General features: G+C 66.8%; 17 protein-coding genes. 9 read left to right on the forward strand and 8 right to left on the reverse strand.

All coding sequences use genetic code 11. From position 1 onward, the window contains the following. Positions 1 to 69: 69 nt before the first annotated feature. Positions 70 to 1,512, reverse strand: a complete 1,443-nt coding sequence (locus tag ACFVTE_RS00630; RefSeq protein ID WP_387095428.1) for an MFS transporter — start codon at positions 1,510 to 1,512, stop codon at positions 70 to 72. A gap of 402 nt (positions 1,513 to 1,914) precedes the next feature. Here ACFVTE_RS00630 and ACFVTE_RS00635 point away from each other — a divergent pair, with 402 nt between their 5' ends. The 4 genes from ACFVTE_RS00635 to ACFVTE_RS00650 all read left to right on the forward strand — a co-directional run bounded on the left by ACFVTE_RS00635 (position 1,915) and on the right by ACFVTE_RS00650 (position 6,017). Continuing rightward, the gene (locus ACFVTE_RS00635) at positions 1,915 to 2,583 is read left to right on the forward strand and encodes a response regulator transcription factor (RefSeq protein ID WP_387095430.1); all 669 of its coding nucleotides are present in this window, start codon (positions 1,915 to 1,917) and stop codon (positions 2,581 to 2,583) included. After that, a complete protein-coding gene (locus ACFVTE_RS00640) occupies positions 2,580 to 4,091 on the forward strand; it encodes an ATP-binding protein (RefSeq protein WP_387095433.1) in 1,512 nt (503 codons plus the stop codon). Before ACFVTE_RS00635 ends, ACFVTE_RS00640 begins: the two co-directional genes overlap by 4 nt. Then, the gene (locus ACFVTE_RS00645) at positions 4,088 to 5,068 is read left to right on the forward strand and encodes a TAXI family TRAP transporter solute-binding subunit (protein WP_387095436.1); all 981 of its coding nucleotides are present in this window, start codon (positions 4,088 to 4,090) and stop codon (positions 5,066 to 5,068) included. Before ACFVTE_RS00640 ends, ACFVTE_RS00645 begins: the two co-directional genes overlap by 4 nt. An 82-nt stretch (positions 5,069 to 5,150) precedes the next feature. Further along, positions 5,151 to 6,017 carry a hydroxymethylpyrimidine/phosphomethylpyrimidine kinase gene (locus ACFVTE_RS00650; protein WP_387095439.1) on the forward strand — a complete coding sequence of 289 codons (867 nt, stop codon included), beginning with the start codon at positions 5,151 to 5,153 and terminating at the stop codon, positions 6,015 to 6,017. A gap of 36 nt (positions 6,018 to 6,053) precedes the next feature. Here the strand turns inward: ACFVTE_RS00650 and ACFVTE_RS00655 are convergent, their stop codons facing one another. From ACFVTE_RS00655 to ACFVTE_RS00665, 3 genes are all read right to left on the reverse strand, one after another. Then, positions 6,054 to 7,328: a serpin family protein gene (locus ACFVTE_RS00655; RefSeq protein ID WP_387095442.1), complete on the reverse strand. Its 1,275-nt coding sequence runs from the start codon at positions 7,326 to 7,328 to the stop codon at positions 6,054 to 6,056. Between the two features lie 183 nt (positions 7,329 to 7,511). Next, the gene (locus tag ACFVTE_RS00660) at positions 7,512 to 9,260 is read right to left on the reverse strand and encodes a pyruvate dehydrogenase (RefSeq protein ID WP_387095445.1); all 1,749 of its coding nucleotides are present in this window, start codon (positions 9,258 to 9,260) and stop codon (positions 7,512 to 7,514) included. Between the two features lie 94 nt (positions 9,261 to 9,354). Beyond that, positions 9,355 to 10,869, reverse strand: a complete 1,515-nt coding sequence (locus ACFVTE_RS00665; protein WP_387095448.1) for a helix-turn-helix domain-containing protein — start codon at positions 10,867 to 10,869, stop codon at positions 9,355 to 9,357. 161 nt (positions 10,870 to 11,030) lie between these two features. On the opposite strand from ACFVTE_RS00665, the gene aceA reads away from it, so the two are divergent. Together aceA and aceB are read left to right on the forward strand one after the other, a co-directional pair. Then, entirely contained in the window at positions 11,031 to 12,362 is a 1,332-nt protein-coding gene (gene aceA / locus ACFVTE_RS00670; protein WP_387095451.1) for an isocitrate lyase, read from the forward strand. Positions 12,363 to 12,582: 220 nt separating this feature from the next. Further along, on the forward strand, positions 12,583 to 14,253 hold the full coding sequence (gene aceB / locus ACFVTE_RS00675; RefSeq protein WP_387095455.1) for a malate synthase A: 1,671 nt from the start codon (positions 12,583 to 12,585) through the stop codon (positions 14,251 to 14,253). 216 nt (positions 14,254 to 14,469) lie between these two features. Here the strand turns inward: aceB and ACFVTE_RS00680 are convergent, their stop codons facing one another. The 4 genes from ACFVTE_RS00680 to ACFVTE_RS00695 form a co-directional block, all read right to left on the reverse strand. Then, entirely contained in the window at positions 14,470 to 15,663 is a 1,194-nt protein-coding gene (locus ACFVTE_RS00680) for a CynX/NimT family MFS transporter (protein ID WP_387095458.1), read from the reverse strand. 120 nt (positions 15,664 to 15,783) lie between these two features. Beyond that, a complete protein-coding gene (locus tag ACFVTE_RS00685) occupies positions 15,784 to 16,524 on the reverse strand; it encodes a ThuA domain-containing protein (RefSeq protein ID WP_387095460.1) in 741 nt (246 codons plus the stop codon). 1 nt (position 16,525) lies between these two features. Then, positions 16,526 to 17,620 (reverse strand): Gfo/Idh/MocA family protein, encoded by a 1,095-nt coding sequence (locus ACFVTE_RS00690; RefSeq protein WP_387095463.1) that lies wholly within the window; start codon positions 17,618 to 17,620, stop codon positions 16,526 to 16,528. A 59-nt stretch (positions 17,621 to 17,679) separates the two neighbouring features. Beyond that, the gene (locus tag ACFVTE_RS00695; RefSeq protein ID WP_387095466.1) at positions 17,680 to 18,903 is read right to left on the reverse strand and encodes an ROK family transcriptional regulator; all 1,224 of its coding nucleotides are present in this window, start codon (positions 18,901 to 18,903) and stop codon (positions 17,680 to 17,682) included. A 175-nt stretch (positions 18,904 to 19,078) separates the two neighbouring features. Here ACFVTE_RS00695 and ACFVTE_RS00700 point away from each other — a divergent pair, with 175 nt between their 5' ends. From ACFVTE_RS00700 to ACFVTE_RS00710, 3 genes are all read left to right on the forward strand, one after another. Further along, positions 19,079 to 20,173 carry a Gfo/Idh/MocA family protein gene (locus ACFVTE_RS00700; RefSeq protein WP_387095469.1) on the forward strand — a complete coding sequence of 365 codons (1,095 nt, stop codon included), beginning with the start codon at positions 19,079 to 19,081 and terminating at the stop codon, positions 20,171 to 20,173. Continuing rightward, positions 20,170 to 21,000: a hypothetical protein gene (locus ACFVTE_RS00705; protein ID WP_387095472.1), complete on the forward strand. Its 831-nt coding sequence runs from the start codon at positions 20,170 to 20,172 to the stop codon at positions 20,998 to 21,000. Before ACFVTE_RS00700 ends, ACFVTE_RS00705 begins: the two co-directional genes overlap by 4 nt. A gap of 84 nt (positions 21,001 to 21,084) precedes the next feature. Beyond that, positions 21,085 to 22,413 carry an ABC transporter substrate-binding protein gene (locus ACFVTE_RS00710; protein ID WP_387095474.1) on the forward strand — a complete coding sequence of 443 codons (1,329 nt, stop codon included), beginning with the start codon at positions 21,085 to 21,087 and terminating at the stop codon, positions 22,411 to 22,413. Positions 22,414 to 22,421 lie beyond the last annotated feature (8 nt).

A 22,421-nucleotide genomic window follows, 5' to 3' on the forward strand; every position in this document is an offset into this window, starting at 1 on the left:
AACCGTCGAAACGGCGGCGGCGGCGGGCACCCGCCGTCGTGCTTTAGTGCCCTATTCGTTTCTTGGAGGTCAGGCGTTGACGAAGTCGTCGTCGTCACCCTTGCGGGCGGCGACCGCAGGGGCGCCCGCAGGGACACCGGACGCAGCCGTGCCGGACCAGGCGTGGCCCTGCTCGCGGTCCAGGTGCGTGGTCTTCTTGTTCTTCAGCGCGAAGATGTAGACCAGCAGGGACACGCCGATGGCGATGGTGACATAGGTGAAGAACACGTCCACCTGGTCCGATTTCTGCAGGGCGGCACCGATCAGCGGAACCGTTCCGCCGAACAATGAGTTGGCGATCGCGTAGCCCAGGCCCACGCCGAGCGCGCGGATGGAGGCCGGGAAGAGCTCGGCCTTCACGAGCGCGTTGATCGACGTGTAGCCGCCCACGATCAGCAGGCCGCCCATCATCAGCAGGAACGCGGTGAAGGGATCCTTGGTGCCGGCCAGGGTGGAGAGCAGCGGCCAGGTGAAAAGCACGCCGGTGATGCCGAACCAGAGGAGCAGCGGCTTGCGGCCCACCTTGTCCGAGATGATGCCGTAGACGGGCTGGAGCAGCATGAAGATGAACAGCGCCCAGAAGTTGATCACGGACGTGTCCGTCTTGGCGATGCCGGACGTATCGTTCATGAACTTCAGGATGAAGTTGGTGTAGGTGTAGAAGGCCACGGTGCCGCCCAGGGTCACGCCGATGCAGATCAGCAGCGGCTTCCAGTGCCGGGTGAACAGCAGCCGCAGGGTGCCGGGCTGGGCCTCGCCGGATGAGGCAGGCGCCTTGGCCGCCTGGACCTGTTCCTCGGAAACCGTCTCCTCCATTGAGCGCCGCAGCCACAGGACCACCAGCGCCGCAACGCCGCCGATGGCGAACGGGATGCGCCAGCCCCATTCCTTCAGCAGGCCGTCGCCCAGGGTGTTCTGCAGGATGACCAGCACCAGCAGCGCCAGCATCTGGCCGCCGACCAGGGTCACGTACTGGAAGCTGGAGAAGAAGCCGCGGCGCTTCGAGGTGGCGGCCTCGGACATGTACGTGGCGCTCGTGCCATATTCGCCGCCCACGGAGAAGCCCTGCAGAACACGGATGAGGATCAGCAGGACCAGGGCCCAGATGCCGATGACGTCCTGCGTCGGCAGGACGGCGATCGCGAACGAGCCGGCGGACATCAGGGTCACGCTGAGTGTCAGGGCGGCCTTGCGCCCGTTGCGGTCGGCGTAGCGCCCGAAGAACCAGCTGCCGATGGGGCGCATCAGGAACGACGTCGAGAAGACCGCCATCGCCTCGAGCCCGGCCTGCAGTTCGTCCTTGGAATTGAAGAAGTGCGCCTGGAAGTACGCCGCGAAGACTGTGTAGACGTAGAGGTCGTACCACTCGACGAGGTTGCCGGCGGAGCCCTTGAGAATATTGCTTACGGCCCTGCGAGTCTGCGCGGCCTCGCTGGGTGCCGCGCTGTGGGGCGCGGCGTGCTGGGTGCTCATCAATGAACCTTCCTGGTCGGTGCCATCGTCGGCGTCCGAAGTGCGAAATGGGTGTCCTGCCGGAATCCCCGCTCCGGGCTTCCCTGCGCCTGTCCGGGGGCGTTGAGCGGTTCTCCGCCGGCAGCCCCGGACCCGGCCTCTTGCCGGCAGATCCTGCAAGAGGATACCTGCCAACTTATGCGTGATCCTTGGCACATCCAACGTGGAGAGGCATTTCCTAACACTTCCTTAGGAATTGGAAACTGCCGACGGCGGCGGGTCGCCTTTGCACTTCACCCAACGGCAGTGAAGGCATTCCGTCGTTCCCGCACGGCCGCAACAAGGCGAAATCCGCGCACAAGGAGTAATGTCCAAACGGACTCCGATGTCCCCCAACAGCAACGAAGGCAGAGGAAACAGGCAATGCGCGTGCTCATCGTCGAGGACGACGACGCGATGGCGTCGGCACTCGAGGCGGCTGTCGTTTCCGCAGGGCACAAGGCGCATCGGGTGTCCCGGGGTTCGGATGCGTTGCTCATCCACCGGGAACACGATGTCATCCTTTTGGACCTCGGGCTTCCGGACATGGACGGCCTCGAGCTCCTGCGCAAGCTTCGCCAGGTCACGGGCTGCCCCATCCTCATCCTCACAGCACGCGACGACGAGCGCAGCGTGGTCCTTGGCCTCCGCTCCGGGGCTGACGACTATCTGGTCAAGCCGGTAAAGCTTGTGGAGCTCCTCGCCCGGATTGAAGCGGTGACACGGCGGGCGGGCCGCAGCGGCCCCGAGAAGTCCCACAGCATTGTCCTGGGGGAACTCGACGTCGACCTCGACCGGCGGGTGGCTGCCATCGGGTCCCGGGTCCTCCCACTGACCGCAACGGAATTCGATCTCCTGGCCCTGCTGGCCCGGAACGCCGGGTCCGTGGTGACCCGCGAGCAGATCCTCGATGCCCTGTGGGGTGATGCTTTCCTGGCTTCGTCCCGGTCCCTGGACGTGCACCTCACCGGGCTGAGGTCCAAGCTGCAGATGCCCGGCTTCATCATCAACGTCCGGGCCGTGGGATACCGGGTCGAAGCGGAACCGGCGTGAAGCGTCGGGTCCTGGGCATCCTAAGCCTGTTCGCCCTGGTGATGGTGGTGGCGGTCTCCAGCGCCATCCTCAGCTCGGCGGGGCGGGAGCTGACCCAGGAAGTCCAGATCAATCGCGTCTCGGCACTCAACCGGTTTGCCCAGGTTGCATACGACGCCTCGCAAAGCGGCGACCCCACGCAGCTCCGGCGCGAGATGGAGCGTTACTCCAGCCTTTACGGCGAGGGCATCCTCGTTCGGCTGGAGGAAGCCGCCACGGTGCAGTCCGGCGGGCTTAACCCGGACCGCCCCGACGTGCGGGATGCGATCTCCCGTGCCAGCCTGAACCTCAATGACACAACGCTTGAGCCGTTGCAGCCGTTTGGCTCGGACAGGGCGCTTATTTCGCGCTCGTTTGGGACCGCCAGCCAGGTGCTGGGTGAAGCCGTCCTGGAAGTGGATCTCGAGGCGGCACGGCAGAAACTTCGCGACCGCTGGCTGCTGGTGGGCCTGGGCGCCGCCGGGCTTTCGGCGGTCCTGCTCTTGGGGGCGCTCCGTGCCACAGGATGGGTGATCCGGCCGGTGCTTCGGTTGAACTCGGCGGTGGCGGAACTGGAGGCCACCGGCAGGGCAGCGCGGCTTCCCGAAGCCGGGCCGCCCGAGCTCAAGGAACTGAGCCGTTCCTTCAGCAAAATGGCCGAGACCGTAAGCAACAGCACGGAGTCCCAGCGTCGGCTCATCGCCGATACGTCCCACCAGCTCCGCAACCCCATCGGCGCGCTGCGGCTGCGGATCGACCTGCTGCAGCTCGAACTCCGGACAGACTCTGAACGGGCAAAAGCCGAGGGGGTCGTGAGGGAACTCGAGCGCGTCGAGGAGATCTTGGACGACGTCCTGAAGTTGGCAACCGCCGAGCACCGGGCTTCCGAAGGTGCGGCCAGCCAATCCATTAGGCCTGGCGCGGGCGGCGCGGTGCAGCCCATCGATCCGTACCCCGTGCTGGAGGAGGAAGTAGACCGCGCACGCCCCGCAGCCAAACACGTCGGCTCCAGACTCGTTTTGAAGGCTCCTCCGCAGCCGCCCCTGGAGCTTCGCTGCAGCGCCGCCGAGCTGGCCCAGATGGTGGGTGAACTGATCACCAATGCTATCAAGTACGCGCCCGGGGCCGCCATCACGGTGGACGCCCGCCCGCTGGGCGGCTCTGTGGTGGTTGAAGTGTCCGACGACGGCCCGGGGCTGCCGCCCGAAGAGCTCGCCGCTGCAGCCACACGGTTTTGGCGGTCCCCGCGCCACGCCGGCATTCGAGGCACGGGACTGGGAATGACCATTGTGGACCGGCTGGCGGGTGCGAACGGGGGACGCCTGACGCTTCGGGGACGTGATCCGCACGGTCTGCTTGCGCTCCTGGTGTTTCCCGCCGCTTCGGCAACAGGCGATCCGTCAACAGCCGCTCCGGCAGCAGAAAGGGACCACGGTGGCGGAGCGGCGCCTGGGGCGGGCGCTGCTACGCGGGAAAGACGGCGGCCGTGAGGCAGGGAGAACAGCATTCAGTGGGCCGGCGCGGGGTCCTGAAGTCCGGACTGGGCCTGCTCCTCGGGGCCGTTGGCCTCCCGGGCATGGCCGCATGCACTGCGTCACCGGGTCCGGCCAGGGTGACCGTGGCGGGCGGTGAAGCCGGCGGCTTCTATCTCGAGTTCGCCTCGCTTCTTGCCGGGTCGCTCCAGCGCCACGGAATCGCCCAACGCGCAGAAGCCCTGACCACCGGCGGCAGCCTTGACAACATGAAGCGACTGGCGGCCGGCGAGGCTACGTTCGCCGTCGCGCTTCTCGACGCCGCAGTGCAGCGGGTGGTGGGCCAGCCCGCCGGGGCGATGGTCGCCGTCGGGAAGGTCTATGAAAACTATGTCCACTGCCTGGTGCGGCGGGACAGCGGAATCGGGAACTACACCGACCTCAAGGGCAGGAGGATCGGGATTGGTGAGGCAGGGTCGGGAACATCGCTGACGGCCGGCAGGATCCTGGACGTGTCGGGGCTGGCAGGCGCGGCTGGGGCCGTTACGGAAGTCAATCTGGGCCTCAACGACGGGCTCGCCGCGCTCCGGAGGAAAGCCGTGGACGTGCTGTTCTGGTCGGGCGGTGTTCCGACAGCCGCCATCACGGAGGCGAACGACAAGCCGGGGCTTCGGCTGCTCGACCTGTCCAACCTGGTCCGGCCCCTCCGCGAGCGCTTCGGCGCCTTCTACGACCGCGTGCTGATTCCGGGAAGCGCCTACCCGGGAGCCGGGTCAGTCTGGACCGTGGGCGTGGCGAACCTGCTGCTGTGCCGTGATGACCTCGACGGCGACATCGTCCGGAACACTGTCAGACTGCTGGTTGATCATGCCGACGAACTCGTTCCCCGTTCCAGCCTCGGCGTTCAGTTCCTGAGCCCGGACACCCTGATCAACACGGCCGACCTGCCACTGCATCCCGCTGCAGCGGAGGCCTACCGCACCCTGCACGGTTAGGCAGCGCCCCCAACTGCGGTTGGCTTCCGGGACAAAGGCTTCCTGGGACAGCAGGATGCTAGCGGCATGGCAGGATGGAACGATGACTTCTGTTGCTTCTGACAACCTTTCCGGGGCGAACACCGCCGCCGCTCCCGCCGTCGTCCTGACCATCGCCGGCTCGGAGGCGACCGGAGGCGCCGGAGCCCAGGCCGACCTGAAGACGTTCCAGGAGCTCGGCGTTTTCGGCATCGCCAACCTCACGTGCATCGTCTCCTTCGACCCGAAGAATGACTGGAACCACCGCTTCGTGCCCGTGGACCAGGAAGTCATCGCGCACCAGCTGGAGGCGACGACGGCGGCCTACGGTGCCGCTTCCGGCGCACCGTCCGTGCTGGACACCGTGAAGATCGGCATGCTGGGCAGCCCGGCCACCATTTCGACCGTTGCCTCCGCGCTGTCCGCCGGGGCGTTCGTCAATGTGGTGCTGGATCCCGTGTTGATCTGCAAAGGCCAGGAGCCGGGCCACGCGCTGGACACGGACCAGGCACTGAAGGCACAGATCCTGCCGCTGGCCACGTTCGTCACGCCCAACCACTTCGAGGCCGAGTCCCTGTCCGGCCTGGAGATCACCGGCGTCGAATCCCTCAAGGCCGCGGCGGTCCGCATCCACGAGCTGAGCGGAGCCGCGGTCCTGGCCAAGGGCGGTGTTCGCCTGTCCGGGCCCGACGCCGTCGACGTCTTCTACGACGGCGCAACCCTCGAGGTCCTGAGCGCCCCGAAGGTGGGCGAGGTGGCCGTCTCCGGCGCCGGCTGCTCGCTCGCCGCGGCGGTGACGGCCGAACTGGCCAAGGGAGCTACGCCACTGGAGGCAGCGCGGAGGGCGAAGGACTTCGTGACCGCGGGCATCCGGAACCGGGTGGCCTCCGGTGCCCCGTTCGACGCCCTCTGGCAGGGCGGCCCGCGCTAGGCGCCGGTTAAGGCCGCGCTAACCGCGCCAACGCTCTCAGGCGCGGGGGTCGGCCACTGTTCCCATGAACAGCGGAAGCCCGGTTTCGACGTGCACTATCTGGTAGTGGAACGGCCGGTCGAAATGGATGGTGTGCTCGGGCCGAGGCGGCGCGCTGGTCACCCGGCCGTTGATCTGGGTTACCGCGGCAGCGACAGTTCCCTTCTCGGCCACCGTGATGTTGGCTGCCTGGCCGGCCTGCGTGATGGTCATTCTCGGCTGGATGGCGTTGAAGTCCTCGGTGGTTGTGAGGGTCTTCTGCAGTCCGGCGGCTTCCAGGACCCGGTGTAAGTCGAAGCTGCATTTGTGGTCCCAGCGCGGCAGCTGAATCTGCACCGTCTGCAGGGGCGCGGCATCCAGGGCATCCGCGATTTCCCCGAGCTGCGGCGACCCGAACGAGGCTTCCGTTCCGGCATCCGGCAGGACCAGCCGCATCACGAACCCGTCGGCGTAAGGCAGGTCCACGCCTCGCCAGCCGGCGCCTTCCGCATATTTGATTTCCAGCAGGTTGTGCATTGCAGGGACGTCGATCTGGTCGCCGCCGGGGAGGGTGAAGGGCAAGTCGGACGTGGAGCCTGGGTCAAACGGGGTTTCCCACGCCGCCGCGAAGTACACGGAGTTGAGCAGGCTGAAGGTGTTGCGGGGGTCGTACTTCGCGGGGGCTTCCTTGATTCGGCCAGCCGTGTTCCTGTCCACCCAGGCATCGATGGCGGGCTTGGTTGCGCCCTCGTCGCTGAAGTCGACCGGGTACACGCCAGTGCCGTAGTGCCTCGCCAGCGTGGCGAGGAATGATTCCCCGGCTGGCACGTCCTTGTCCACGAACATTCCGTTGGCGGCATGCATGACGGGTTTCCGCGGCGGGTTGTCCTCGTCCACGCTGCCGGGGTCCCCGTCGAACTTCGCCAGGGACCGGAGCAGCGCATTCATGGCTTCATCGCGCCTCTCCAACGGAAGACCCAGCACGGCATCCAGCTCGGCAGCCGTTTCCCCGGATGCGCCGGCGCGGAGCATCGCCAGGGCAATGAGCGCGCTTCCGGGCGAGGACACAACGTTGCCGCCCGAACCATCACCGCCGTCGGCCAGCAGTGCCTCGCCCAGGCCGAAGGCGGAGTCCCGGAATGCGCGGAACTCCGCCGCGTAGGCCGAGCCGTCGACCAAAACGCGCTCCACGCCGTCGGCCTTCAGCATTTCCGGCACCGGCGCCGAACACGCCGTCGCAAACGCAACCGCGGCCGAGGCCGCCACCATTTTGGCCATTCGAATCCTGTTCATTGCAGTCCTCGGCTCATCCGGAGAACACCTTACTTCCACAGTCAACCAGCGGGGTCTGACAGTAACGATGCCTGGCCGGTCACAGTTTGCCGTCGGTTTGGTCTCACCCCTCGACGTGCAGGACGTCCTCCGGGAGATCCGCCGTGGCCGTAGGGAACCGACGCCCGGCGAACCTTCCGCCCGCTACCGCCGCGGAATATTCCTGAGGTTGCTGCGCGCCATGCTGACGGCCTCGCCGGCGCCACGGTTAAGGACCACCTTCGACATGGCGGTGGCGAACCCGAGCACCTGCGAGCCGGTGATCTTCGGCGGAATCGACAGAGCCTTCGGATCCGTGATGAGCTCCACCAGCGACGGCCCGGGATGGGCGAAGGCCTCGCGGTAGGCGTCCTCGATCCGGGCGGGATCCTTGACCCGGACGGCATGGAAGCCGAGGGCCCGGGCCACGGCCGCATAGTCGGCGTCGGGCACGTCCACGCCGAAGTCCGGGAGGCCGTCCACCAACATCTCCAACTTGACCATGCCCAGGGTGGAGTTGTTGAAGACCACCACGTTGACCGGCAGCCGGTGCGCTGCAACGGTGATGAGCTCGCCGAGCAGCATGGACAGCCCGCCGTCGCCCGAGACGGAGATGACCTGACGGTCTGGATACGCCACCTGCGCGCCGATCGCGTGCGGCAGCGCGTTGGCCATGGAGCCGTGCAGGTACGAGCCGATCAGCCTGCGGGTGCCCAGCGGGTTGATGTAGCGGGCGGTCCACACATTGCACATGCCGGTGTCCGCGGTGAAAATGGCGTCCTCGGCCGCCACCTGGTCCAGCAGGGACGCAGCATATTCCGGGTGGATCGGCTGCTTCTTTTCCACCTTGCGGGTGTAGGCGCCCACTGCCTTGTTCATCAGCCTGTCGTGCTTCTTGAGCATCTGGTTGAGGAAGCGGCGGCTCTTCTTCGGAGCCAGCAGGGGCATAAGCGCCGCGAGGGTGGGCAACACGTCGCCGTGGACGGCGATGTCGACGTCGGTCCGCCGGCCCAGCCGGTGGGCGGCACGGTCCACCTGGGCGGTGCGGGTGCCGGGCAGGAACTGGTCGTACGGGAAGTCGGTGCCGAGGAGCAGCAGCAGGTCCGCGTCCTCGATCCCCTCCGCCGCCGCACCGTAGCCCAGCAGCCCGGTCATGCCGATGTCGAAGGGGTTGTCGTACTGCAGGAAGTCCTTGCCGCGCAGGGTATGGCCGATGGGTGCACCGATCAGTTCCGCCAGTGCAACAACCTCGTCATGGGCTCCCTGTGTGCCGGCCCCGGCGAAAATGGCAACCTTGTCTGCCGCGTTGATGGCATCGGCGAGTTCCCGGATACTTTCCGGTGCCGGCGTGAGCGTCGCTGGGCGGAACTTCGCGGGCAGCGGCGTTTCGCCGGTGGCCTCCAGCGCGGCGATGTCGCCGGGAAGGGTGACGACGGCGACCCCGCCCAGCGCGACGGCGTGCTGGATGGCGCTGTGCATCACCCGGGGCGCCTGTTCCGCCGTGCTGATGAGCTCCGAGTAGACGGAGCATTCGTTGAAGATTCGGTCCGGGTGGGTTTCCTGGAAGAAGCCGCTGCCGATCTGCTTGCTCGGAATGTGCGAGGCGATGGCCAGGACGGGGGCGCCCGAGCGGTTCGCGTCGTACAGGCCGTTGATCAGGTGCAGGTTGCCGGGGCCGCAGGAGCCGGCGCACACGGCCAGCTTTCCGGTCAGCTGGGCCTCGGCCGCCGCAGCGAAGGCTGCGGCCTCCTCGTGGCGGACGTGGATCCAGTCGATGCCGCCCTGCTTTGAGCCGCCCGTCTGGCGGACGGCGTCGACGATTGGGTTGAGGCTGTCCCCGACGATTCCGTAGATCCGCTGCACGCCGGCAGCCTGGAGTTGTTCGATGAGCTGGGTGGCAAGTTCCTTGGCCATGGGTGCACGCTCCCGCAATCAGTTGGGTGGGCTGACAGGGCCAATATAGTCCGCTTAGCTTGGCGGGGGTTTCAGGTTGGCTTGCTGCAGGGCGTCAGCTTCCCGAGTGGGCCTGCAGGAACGTGTACACCTCGGTCTCGTCCACGCCGGGGAAGGCACCCGGGGGCATGGCTGCGAGGAGGTGGGAGTGGGCCCGGGCAGAAGGCCACGCATTGCCCGCCCACTCGGACGTCAACGCGGCCGGTGGCCGTTTGCAGCAGTTGGGGTCGGGGCAGTTGGACGTTGCCCGGGCCGTCGTCTCCCGGCCGCGGAACCACTTCACGTGCTGGTACGGGACCCCGATGCTCAGCGAGAACTGCCCGCTGGCCGACCGGTCCGTGCGGGCCGTGCACCAGTACGTGCCCGACGGCGTGTCCGTGTACTGGCTGTAGGCGCTGAACTTGTCGGGCACATCGAACACGGCGCGGGAGGTCCATGCCTTGCACGACGGCTGGCCCTCGATGGCGCCAGTGTGGTCCTGCGGGAAGTTCACGCCGTCGTTCTCGTAAGCCTTGTAAATGATCCCGCTCTGGTGGGTCTTCTGGAAATGGGTGGTGATGCCCAGGTGCTTGGTGGCCAGGTTGGTGAAACGGTGGGCCGCGGTCTCGTAGGACACGGCGAATGCGTCCCGGATGTCCTCCACCGCGATCTCCTTCGCGGCCTTCGCTTTTTGCAAAAATTCCACGGTTGCCTGCTCAGGCAGCAGGAGCGCCGCCGCAAAATAGTTGGTCGCCACCCGCTGGGCCAGGAAATCGCCGTAATTGCGCGGCGTTTCATGGCCCAGGACGTAGTGGCCCAGGGCCTGCAGGAGCACCGAGCGGGGGTCGTGGTCCTGCCGCTCGCTCTGCGTCAGATAAATTTTGCGGTTCTTCAAATCCGTCACCGAACGGGTGGAATGCGGCAAATCGCCCACGTGGTGGAGGGTGAATCCGAGGTGCTCCGCGATGTCCGCGATGACGTGCTGGCTCAAGGGCCCGGTGGTGTAACCCACCTGCTTGAGCACCTTCTGCGCCTCGGCCTCGTACTCCGGAAAGTAGTTCCCTCGTTCGCGCATCATGGCCCGCAGTTCACCGTTCGCGCGGCGGGCTTCCTCCGGCGTCGCCACCTGCTCGTTCATCTTCCGTTCGAGCTCCTGCAGCAACCCCACCTGTGCCTCCAAAACATCCATCGGCAACCGCGAGCTGATGCGGATTTTGGGCAGGTTCAGGGATTCGTAGAGCGGTCCGCGCTGGTAGCGTTCGAGCTCGATTTCCAGGCCTGCCCGGCGGCTGGGCGGTTCGGCTCCCAGCAGCTGGTCGATGCCGACGCCGAGTGCCCCGGCCAGGTGCTGCAGCAACCCCAGTTTTGGTTCCCGCTTGCCGTTCTCGATGAGGCTCAGCTGGCTCGGTGCGGTCCCGACGGCGGCACTCAGGTCATCGAGCGTCAGGCCGGCCTGCTTGCGCAGGTGCCGAACGCGGCGGCCCAGTGCAATCACGTCCAGTTCCGCCGTCGGCGGGGACGACGGCGGCTGCGAAACTTCCCTGTTCCAGCTTGAAGGCGACATTTCTGAAGAATACGTGAAGAAACGCATTTCTTTCCAGCTTTTTCCTCTAGAAAGCGCTTTGAAAGTGCAGAAAAGTAGGTGTCACGAAGGAAAACCCCTCCGGAAACTGGCCGGACCTGCAAGGGCGCAGGGACGGTCAGCCCGGAAAAACTTCCCGGAATGGCCCGGGAGCTAACAAGGAGACAAAGATGACTGCAGCATTTGAGCCCACCCAGCAGACGCCTGAACAGCAGGCCGCCGCACTGGAGCTCGAGTGGGCTGCCAACCCGCGCTGGGAAGGCGTCACTCGGGACTACTCAGCCGCCGACGTCGTCCGCCTCCGCGGCCGGGTCTCCGAAGAGCACACCCTGGCCAAGCGCGGCTCCGAGAAGCTCTGGAAGCAGCTCACCGAGGAGCACAAGGAAGGCAAGTACACCAACGCCCTGGGCGCCCTGACCGGCAACCAGGCCGTCCAGCAGGTCAAGGCAGGCCTGCGCGGCATCTACCTCTCCGGCTGGCAGGTCGCCGCCGACGCCAACAACTCCGGCCACACCTACCCGGACCAGTCCCTCTACCCGGCCAACTCCGTCCCCACCGTGGTCCGCCGCATCAACAACGCCCTCCTGCGCGCAGACCAGATCGAGTTCTCCGAAGGCATCCAGACCGTCCAGGACTGGCTGGTCCCGATCGTCGCCGACGCCGAAGCCGGCTTCGGCGGACCGCTGAACGCCTACGAGCTGATGAAGTCCATGATCCAGGCCGGCGCCTCCGGCGTGCACTGGGAAGACCAGCTCGCCTCCGAAAAGAAGTGCGGCCACCTCGGCGGCAAGGTCCTGATCCCCACCCAGCAGCACATCCGCACCCTGAACGCCGCCCGCCTCGCCGCCGACGTCGCAGGCACCCCCACGGTCGTCATCGCCCGCACCGACGCCGAGGCAGCCACCCTGATCACTTCCGACGTCGACGAACGCGACCAGGAATTTATCCTCCGCGAAGGCGGACAGCCGGTCCGCACCCCGGAAGGCTTCTACAAGGTCCGCAACGGCATCGAACCCTGCATCGCCCGCGCCAAGGCCTACGCCCCCTACTCGGACCTCATCTGGATGGAAACCGGCACCCCGGACCTGGAGCTGGCCCGCAAGTTCGCCGAAGCCGTCAAGGCCGACTTCCCGGACCAGATGCTCTCCTACAATTGCTCCCCGTCGTTCAACTGGCGCAAGCACCTGGACGACGCCACCATCGCCAAGTTCCAGCGCGAACTCGGCGCGATGGGCTTCACGTTCCAGTTCATCACCCTGGCCGGATTCCACGCCCTGAACTACTCGATGTTCGACCTCGCCCACGGCTACGCCCGCGAAGGCATGAGCGCCTACGTCGAACTGCAGGAAAAGGAATTCGCCTCCGAATCCCGCGGCTACACCGCAACCAAGCACCAGCGCGAAGTCGGCACCGGCTACTTCGACGACATCTCCACAGCGCTCAACCCGAACGCATCCACTTTGGCTCTCGTGGGATCCACAGAAGAAGGCCAGTTCCACTAACACTTCCCGACGGCGGCCGTCACCTTCGGCCTTCGGTCCGGCATTGCTCTGCCTGCTATTCCCCATGCCCGGGTCCGACCTCGCTGAGCGAGGACGGACCCGGGCACAGAGCCCCTTTTACGCAGGCTGCCGCAATCCCGGCACCTTCGGCCTCGTGAGCAGCTCACCTTTGGTTCCTCCCGCCGTCGGACTTTCCTTCTTGCTTTAAGGAGCAAATGAAATGAACAGCTTCACCGACAACTTCACTATTAACGGGATCACCTTGACCGCTCAGCCGATTTGCCGGCAGGGCGAGGTGCTCACTCCGGATGCTCTGGCCTTCGTTGCGAAGCTGCACAAGGCCACGGCGGGGCGGCGCCAGGAACTGTTGCGTGCGCGTCGTGCGCGGCGGGAGGACATCGCCCGGGGCCAGGACCCGCGCTTCCTGCGGGAGACCGAGTCCGTCCGGAACGATCCGCACTGGCGGGTCGCTCCCCCGGCCCCGGGCCTGGAGGACCGCCGGGTGGAAATCACCGGACCGGTGGACCGCAAGATGACCATCAACGCCCTGAACTCCGGCGCCAAGGTCTGGCTGGCGGACATGGAAGACGCCTCCACGCCGTCGTGGCGCAACGTCATCCAGGGCCAGCTGAACCTCACCGACGCACTGGAGCGCCGGATCGACTTCACCTCGCCTGAAGGCAAGGAATACAAGCTCAAGGCCGCCGAGGACCTGCCCACCATCGTGGTCCGGCCCCGCGGCTGGCACCTGCCCGAGAAGCACATGCTGATCAACGGCGAACCGATCGCCGGCGGCATCGTGGACTTCGGCCTGTTCTTCTTCCACAACGCCCGCTGCCTCCTGGCCCAGGGCAAGGGCCCATACTTTTACCTGCCGAAGATCGAAAACCACCTCGAAGCCCGGCTGTGGAACGACATCTTTATCCTGGCCCAGGACCTGCTCGGCATCCCGCAAGGCACCATCCGCGCCACGGTGCTGATCGAAACCATCACCGCCGCGTTCGAGATGGAGGAGATCCTCTACGAACTCCGCGACCACGCCTCCGGCCTGAACGCCGGCCGCTGGGACTACATCTTCTCCCTGATCAAGAACTTCCGCACCCGGGGCCCCCGCTTCGTCCTGCCGGACCGCGGCCAGGTGACCATGACCGCCCCGTTCATGCGGGCCTACACCGAACAGCTGGTGCGCGCCTGCCACAAGCGCGGTGCCACGGCTATTGGGGGCATGGCCGCCGCCGTTCCCAACCGCAAGGATGAGGCCGCCAACGCCAACGCCTTCGAGAAGGTCCGCGCGGACAAGACCCGCGAGGCAGCAGACGGCTTCGACGGCTCCTGGGTTGCCCACCCGGACCTGGTGCCCGTGTGCCGCGAGGTGTTCGACGGCGTCCTGGCCGGCCGTCCCAACCAGCTGGACCGCCTCCGTGAAGACGTCACCCCGGACGACCGCGCCCTCATCAACGTCGCTGCCACCCAGGGCACCATCACCGAACAAGGCATCCGGAACAACATCGAAGTGGGCATCCGCTACATCGAGTCCTGGCTGCGCGGCAACGGCGCAGTCGCCATCCACAACCTGATGGAGGACGCCGCCACCGCGGAGATCTCCCGCTCGCAGCTGTGGCAGTGGATCTACTCCCGCGCCATCACGGAACACGGCGAGATCATCAGCCGGGAATGGGTGGAGGAGATGCTGGACGAGGAATTCGCCCGGCTGGAGCGCTTCGACGGCGACCGCTTTGCCGACGCCCGCGATATCTTCGAGGAAGTCACGCTGAGCGACAAGTTCCCCAGCTTCCTCACGGTTCCCGCCTACGCCCGGTATCTGCACGAAGCCCGCGAGGGCATCGACGCCACCGCCGAGGCCATCGAGGACGAGCTAGTCGCCGCCTAGCGCCGCCCTCTGAACGGTCACAGATTTCCGTCCGCCGGGCCGCCATGCCCTTCGCAACAGGCACCCCCGAAGGCCGGGGAGGCGGCCCGGCAGCGGAACCACCTTGCAGCGTGAACTGGCAGCTAACGACCCAGGTTTGAGGGCATCAGCTGCCAGTTCACGCTGTTGGGTTTAAGGCCGCTGGGGCTTAAGGAACGGACGACGGCGGGAGGGCGCCTAACGCTGGCGGGGCACCTTCCGCACGGACAGCGTCGTTGAAATGAAGAAGGCCAGCACGGAGCCGAGGATCACCAGGAGGGGCGCGGACCAGTTGCCCGAGGCGCTGTGGACGTAGCCCACTACGGTCGGGGCCAGCGCGGCCACGCCGTAGCCCACGCCCTGGACTGTCGCCGACATCCGGCCGGCGGACGCCTGGTCGCGGGCGAGTTTGATGATGGCGATGAAGATGAGCGTGATGCCCCCGCCCTGGGCCACTCCCCCGAGCGAGGACCACAGCCACCACAGCTGGGGAACGAACAGCAGGCCCAGTGGAACGGTCAGCCACATGGCACTCAAGGTGACCGCCACCGCCGTCGTACTCATGAAACGGGCCGCAAGCGGCACACCCAGGCTGCCGGCGATGGCCATGATCTGGAACAGCGAGGAGCCTGCCCCCGCGGCGGCCGGGGTCATGCCGAGCACATCGGACAGCAGGCTGGGCAGCCAGGCGGTCACGCCGTAATAGGAGATGGCCTGGCCGGCAAAGCCGACAGTCAATCCCACAGTGATCCAGCGCGACGCCGGGCGGCCGGCTGCCGGCGGGCCGCCCCTGCCGTCGTCGGCCACGGCGAGGAAGGCCCGGCGTCCGGACGCGAAAATCCAGAAGCCGACCGCCGCGAGGGCGAAGGCCGCAGATCCCGCGATGGCAGCCCGCCAGCCGGCCAGCTCAGCCAGTGGGGCCGTGAGCACGGACGTAGCAAACGAGCCAACGTTCAGGGCCGCGGTGTAGATCCCCATGGCGGTCCCCTGGCGCCGCGGCGAGAAATCCCGCCGGATGATCAGCGGCACCGCAATGTTGCCCACGGTGATGGCCAGGCCCAGGATGACCGTGCCCGCCATCACCATGGCGCCGCCGCCGGCCGAGCGGACCGCAACGCCGGCCAAAACGCCAGCGAGCGTCAGCGTGATGGCCAGCTCCGCGCCGAACCTGCGCCCGGCCAGCGAGGCAAGGGGCGCCGCGAGCGAGAAACACAGCACCGGAATCCCGGTCAGCAGGCCCAGCTCAACGGGCGAGAACCCCAGCTCCTGCTGCATCGGGCCCAGCACCGGCGCCACCGCCACGAAGGGGCCCCGCATGTTGAGGGCGATGAGGCCGATGCACGCGAGCAGGATCCAGTTGCGGGGAACCTTCGTTCCGATGCTGTCCCTCATAGGGCGCGGACGTCAGGGAACTGGAAGCGGGAAAGGGTTTTCATCACTCCCATTGCTATCACGCGGCGCCCCCAACGGCTGAAGCGGGGGCCTCATGTGTCCGTTCGCGCTCAGGGGGTGTTAAAGGAACCAGTCCCGCGGGGCGTTGCCGACGCCCGGCGCCTCGCGGAACCTGCCCGGCTGCGCAGCCCAGCCCACGCCGTTGGCGATTACCTGCCGGATCTGCGGCTGGTGGTACACGGGGTACTCCTGGTCGCCCGGGCTGAAGTAGAAGATCCGGCCCTTGCCCCGCGTGAACGTCACGCCGGAGCGGAACACCTCGCCGCCTTCGAAGGAGCTGATGAAGATGAGGTCGTCGGGCTCGGGGATGTCGAAGAGCTCGCCGTACATCTCCTGTTTGGGGATCACGATGGGGCTTTCCACACCGGCGGCGATCGGGTGCGAGGGCTTCACGGTCCACACGAGTTCCCGCTCGCCCTCGTTGCGCCATTTCAGCGAGCACGTGGTGCCCAGAAGCTTGGTGAAGATCTTGGCGAAGTGTCCGGAGTGAAGCACGATCAGGCCCATGCCGCCGAGGACGTGCCGCTGGACCCGCTCCACCACCTCGTCGCTGACGTCGCCGTGGGCCACGTGCCCCCACCACAGGAGCACGTCCGTGGCGGCGAGGGTCTCCTCTGACAGGCCGTGCTCCGGGTCCGCCAGCGTGGCAGTGGTGATGCTGGAATCCGGGTAGAAGCCCTTCAGCCCGTCCGCCACCGCGCCGTGAATTCCGGCGGGATACATCTCGGCCATGGTTTCCGGCTGGTTGTTCGCCTCATGGACGCCTTCGTTCCAGACCAGGATGTTGAGTTTTTCGGTCATGTCAGAGCCTCACTTCGCACTGTTCGCGGGCGGATTTGTAACAGGCATCGAGCACCAGGGCGCGGGTCAGGGCAAGCGAGCCGTCGTGGGCGCCCCACACGGTCTCGCCGCCGCGGACGGCGTCCACGAAGTCCTCCACCACGGCCTGGTGCGCCCGGCCTGGCTCCGCCACCACCACGTAGTCGGCGTTCTCGCCGTCCTTTTCCTTGAAGATCCGGACGTCCGCGACGGGGACGTTGGAGGCCCCGACGGCGCGGAGTTCCGCTCCGCCGTCCGTCCCGTAGACGGTGAAGTCCATCAGGTCCTCCTCGTCGCGGTAGGCGGCCCAGCCCGCTTCGAGGATCAGCGTGCCGCCGCCCTCCAGCCGGATGAACGCCGAGGCGAAGTCCTCCACCTCAAACTTGTGGGAGGACTTCATGGCCGTGTAGCGGGCGTTGCCGCCGAGGCCGCGGGGCCCCAGTTCCGAATGGGTCGACGCCGAGACGGAGAGGACCCGGGGTTCGCCCAGCAGGTGCAGGGCATAGTCCAGGACGTGCACGCCGATGTCCGCCAGCGGTCCCCCGCCGGCAAGGGCCGGGTTGGTGAACCAGCTGCCCAGCATCGGGATGCCCTGACGCCGCAGCCACGAAGCCTTGGCGTAGTACGGACGGCCGAGTTCGCCGTCGTCGATAATGCCTTTCAGCTTCTGGATATCGCCGCGGCGGCGGTGGTTGAAGGCCACATCCAGGACCCGCCCGGCCTTCCGCGCCGACTCCACCATCTGGAGGCCCTCCTCGCCGTTGCGTGCCAGTGGCTTTTCGCTCAGGACATGCAGGCCGCGTACCAGCGCGGCAACGGCGATCGGGGCGTGCAGGAAGGTCGGCACCGCCACACTGACGGCGTCGAGCCCGTCGAGTCCGATCAGGTCCTCCCAGCGGGCAAATGTGTGCGGGATGTCGTATTCATCTTTGAGACTGGCGAGAAGGTCTTCCTCCATCGCGGCGACGGCGACGAGCTCCACGCCGTCGATGTTCTTGTAGGCCTTGATGTGCTGCTGGCCGGCCCAGCCGATCCCTACGACGCCGACCCTCAGGGGCGCGTTTTTCTGCGTGCTCAATGTCAAAGACTCCGTTTTCGCTTGAATGTGAAAGTTGGTCTTACGTTGGCGGGGCGGTCCTACCCCGTGGCCTGCAGCGTGGCTTCGATGACTGTCGGCGAAAGCACGTGCTGGGTGACCATCTGGCTCGCGCCCAGCACGGCGGCCTGGCCGCCCGCCATGGACAGGCCGATGCGCAAGTGCGTGGTGGCCAGTGGCAGCGACCTGCGGTAAACCACTTCGCGCACGCCCGCCATAAGATGCTCACCTGCCTGGCCAAGGCTTCCGCCCACCACAATGACCGACGGATTCAGCAGGTTCACCACCGTTGCGAGCACGTCGCCCACGTCCCGGCCGGCCTGGCGCAGGGCCTGGATTGCCTGCAGGTTGCCCTCTGCCACCAGGCGCAGGACGTCCGCCCCGCCCACTGCCTCCACGCCCTGCGCCGCCAGTGCCCGTGCCACGGCGGGGCCGGACGCCAGCGCCTCAAGGCAGCCGTAGTTGCCGCACCGGCACAGGACGTCGTCGCCCCTGGGCACGCGGACGTGGCCCAGGTCGCCGGCGGTCCCGTTGGCGCCCCGCTGCAGTTCGCCGTTGCTGATGATGCCCGCGCCGATGCCCGTGGCCACCTTGATAAACAGGAAGTTGTCATGCTCCGGCCAGTGGGCTGTGCGTTCACCCAGCGCCATGATGTTCACGTCGTTGTCCACCAGCACCGGCACGGGGAACGAACGCTGGACATAGCTGACCACGTCGAACCCGTCCCACCCCGGCATGATGGGCGGCTTCACGGGCCTGCCGGTGGCGTGCTCCACGGGTCCCGGCAGGCCGATTCCGACGCCGGCGAGGTCGCCGACCGTTCGTCCCGTCTCCGCCAGCAGTGACGTCGCCTCGGTGACAAGCCGGCCCAGCACCGCCTCCGGGCCCTCGGCCACATCCTGGGCCAGGCGCCGCTCGCTGAGGATGTTTCCGCCCAGGTCAGTCACCGCGATGATCACATGGGTGGCACCGACGTCGACAGCAAGCACTGCCCGCGCGGCAGGCTTGAAGGCAAAGCGCGACGGCGGCCTGCCGCCGCTTGATGACGCCTCACCAGCGGGGCCCACCAGCCCCGATGCAATGAGTGCATCGATGCGGGAAGCCACTGTGGAGCGGGCAAGTCCGGTAGTCAGCGCCAGTTCCGCCCGTGTCCGGGCCTTGCCGTCGCGGAGCAGCTGAAACAGGTCGCCGGCGCGGGACAGACTGCCCGCACCGTCGGTGGAAACCGGCTCCGCAGTCTGGCCATTACCCGTTCGTGGACTCATGGGTTCAGTGATAGCACGAATGCTTCTGCGTGTCACAGGACACAAAGAATGTCGACAACTTTCTGACTTTTGCTTGACGCTCGTCAAAAGTGGTTCTAGGTTGAGCTGTGAGCCGCATCACCAAAGAACACCGGGTGCGGCGGGCAGAGCTTTTTCCGGCGATTACAAAGAGGTAATGACCTTGTCGAGCCACCATCAACCAGGAGCGCCACTGGGCGTCGGCATCCTGGGCGCGGGGCCTGTTACCCAGGCGATCCACCTTCCATCCCTTGCCAGACTCACCGACATTCTTCAGGTGCGCCACATCATGGACGTGGATCCGGCCGTGGCCGAATCCGTTGCCGGCCGGGTCGGCGCCCGCTTCAGCACCAGCATGGAGGAACTGCTGGCCGACCCCAACGTCGACATCGTCGCCATCTGCAGCCCCCACCAGTTCCATGCCGCGCAGGTCATCGCCAGCTGCCGGGCGGGCAAGAAGGCGGTGCTGTGCGAGAAGCCGTTCGCGATGACCGGCGAGGAGGCGGCCGGAATCTCGGCAGTCTCGGCCGAGACCGGCGTCCCCATCATCGTCGGCGCGATGCACACGTTCGACCCGGGCTGGCTTGCCGCCGAAGCGGCCTGGGGGGACCTGCCGGAGCAGGTCCACACCATCCGTTCCTCCATTGTCCTGCCGCCCAATCCGCGCTTCGAGGACTTCGCCACCGAGATCGTGGGCCGGATTCCCGTGCCAACCCAGGACCTCAGCGACCCCGAGGTCATCAAGGCCCGCCTCCGGGGCGGCGTGATGGGCCTGGCAATCCACGACCTGCCCCTGGTCCGCCGTTTCACCCCCGACTTTGCAGCCGTGGAAGTCCTGCACGCGGAAACCGCCGAGCCCTTCGGCTATGTCATCTCCATGCGCGCCGGTTCTGTGGCCATCGAGCTGCGCGCCGCCATGAATGACACGTGGGAACCGGCCTGGGTGTTCGAGGCCATCGGTGACGACGCTGCACTGAAAATCGACTTCACTCCCTCCTATGTCCACGCAGGGTCGGCCACCGCCCAGATCCGGAAGGCGGGGCAGACGCTGTTCCTGGGCCCCTACGGCCACAACGGCTACGAGGGGGAATGGCGCAAGCTGGCCGAGCTGGCCAGCGGTACCGGCCAGCCGCCGTCGGCCGAAACCCTGATCCACGATCTTGAGTTCGCCCTGTCCATTGCCGAGGCCGCCGTCGGCCTCGTCGACGGCGGCACCGCCGGCGCCACCGCAGCTGAGGAGGTCAGCGCATGAGCCCGCAGCTGTCCCTGTACGCGGACCCGCAGGCCGAGGCAGCCGGTGCTGTTGCCGCCGTCGCAGCCTCCCTCCCCCTGTCCTTCGGCCCGGCTCCTGCCCAGGGCCCGGCCCGGGACAGTTCGCCGGATGTCATCGCCGTCGCCGGCCATGCCGGCTGGACGCAGCGCGCAGCCGAAGCGATCAGCAGCGGCGCCAGGGGCGTGGTTGTCTCCTCGCCGGTGCCCGAGGATGTGGACCCGCTGGCCGAAGCTGCAGCCGATGCGGGCGCGGCAGTAGTGCTGGACCAGCGCTGGGCGGGGAACGCGGCGATCGCCGGGTTCAACGGGAACGCTCACACCGTCATTGGCGGTGCGCTTGCGAACGCCGTGCTGCTGGACTCGGTTGCCGTGGCACCGCCGGGGACCGAGCCCCTGCAGCTTCTGACGGAACACCTCTCCGTCATCGTGCAGTGCGGCATCGAGCTGCGGAACCTGCGGATGATCCAGCGCAGCCCCAACGGCTACACCGTGGCCGCCAGCCTTCCCAACGGGGCGCCCGCGGCGCTGCAGGGCATCATGAGCTCGGCGTTGCCGGCCACCGCCAATGTCTCCGTCCTGACCTCTGACGGGAGTGCTGGCGTCGTCCTTCCGGACCCCGCGGCGGCCTGGCCGGCCGAAGTCCGCGCCGTCACCGCAGAGGGCGCGACGACGCTTCCCGCGCTTTACGAATCGGCTCACCGGACCAGCTGGTCAAGGGCCCACTCGCACATCACGTCCGGAAAACCCGCCACCGATCTGGGGCAGTTCAGGGCGGCCTTGGCACTCCTTGGCCAGCTCACCGGCTAGACAGTTTCACCAGCGTTAACCTATCCACTCATCGTCGAGAAGGGACCGGGCACTCAGGAGCCCGGGCCTGAAAGGAAACACACCGTGTCTGCTAAATCCTCCGTCGCATCCTCCGCCTTTTCCCGCCGGGGATTCCTCGGCTTCGCTGCGGCTGCCGCCTCCGTTCCCCTCCTTGCCGCATGCGGCGGCGGCTCAGCGACCCAGGGCGGTGGAGGCGGAGCCGGCGGGACGGTCAAGTTCTGGGACATGCCGTGGGCCACCCCGGCCTACAACGACGCCGCCAAGAAGATCACCCAAGGCTTCTCCGGCGCCAACAGCAGCAAGGCCAGCTACCAGCTGATCCAGTGGAACAACTTCTACCAGACCTTCTCCTCCGCTGTTGCGTCCAAGACCGGCCCGGCGGTGTCCACCGGCGGCGGCTTCCAGGCCTTCCAGTTCGAGCAGCAGGGGCAGATCGCGTACGCGGACAAGGTGGTCGAGGAGCTGAAGAAGAACGGCCAGTTCGATGACTTCCTGCCGGGTGTCCTGGAGCCGTTCAAGACTGACAAGGGCTACGTGGCGGTTCCGTGGCAGCTGGACATCCGTCCGCTCTGGTACCGCAAGTCCCTGTTCGAGAAGGCCGGCGTGGACGTGCCCACGGACTGGGCTTCGCTCCTGGAAGCAGGCAAGGCGATGAAGAACATCGGTGCCGTGGGCTTCGCCACCGGATCCGGCGCCGGCAACAACATCGGCAACCACCTGATGATCATGATGATGCTCAACAACGGCGGCGGCGTCTTCACCAAGGACGGCCAGCTGGACGTCATGAACGACCGCAACGTCGAGGCCATCGAGTTCCTCCTCGAGCTGGTCTCCAACGGTGTCATCGACCCCGCTGCCGTCAGCTACACCACGGACAACCTCAACGCCCAGTGGAAGGACAAGAAGGCCGCGTTCGGCATGCTGACCCTGGGCGTTCCGGAGCGCGTCGGTGACACCTCAGGCGACATCGTGGTCGCCAGCCCCATGGCCGGGCCGCACGGCGACAAGGCCGCGCTGATCTTCCCGAATAACATCATGATGTACACCAACACCCCGTCGCAGGAGGCCTCCGAGGCGTTCCTGGTCTACTACCTCGGCCAGATCAAGGAACTGTGGCAGAAGAAGCTGATGAACGCGCTTCCGGTGTTCAAGTCCATCACCGAGCTGCCCGAGTTCAAGCAGGACCCGAACAACGTCAAGATCGTCAAGGAATACCAGCCCATCGGAAAGACCTTCGCGGCCCAGGGCAGCACACTCAGCGCCGACCTTGCGGTCCTTGACGGCGGCCAGGCACTGAACCAGCTGACCCAGACCGTCCTCACGGGCAAGACCGACGCCAAGACGGCACTGCAGGCGTTCGAGTCCGGACTTAAGTCCACTATCAAGAAGTAGGCCCGGCC

It is taken from the genome of Arthrobacter sp. NPDC058097 (assembly GCF_042884885.1).
Classification (GTDB): domain Bacteria; phylum Actinomycetota; class Actinomycetes; order Actinomycetales; family Micrococcaceae; genus Arthrobacter.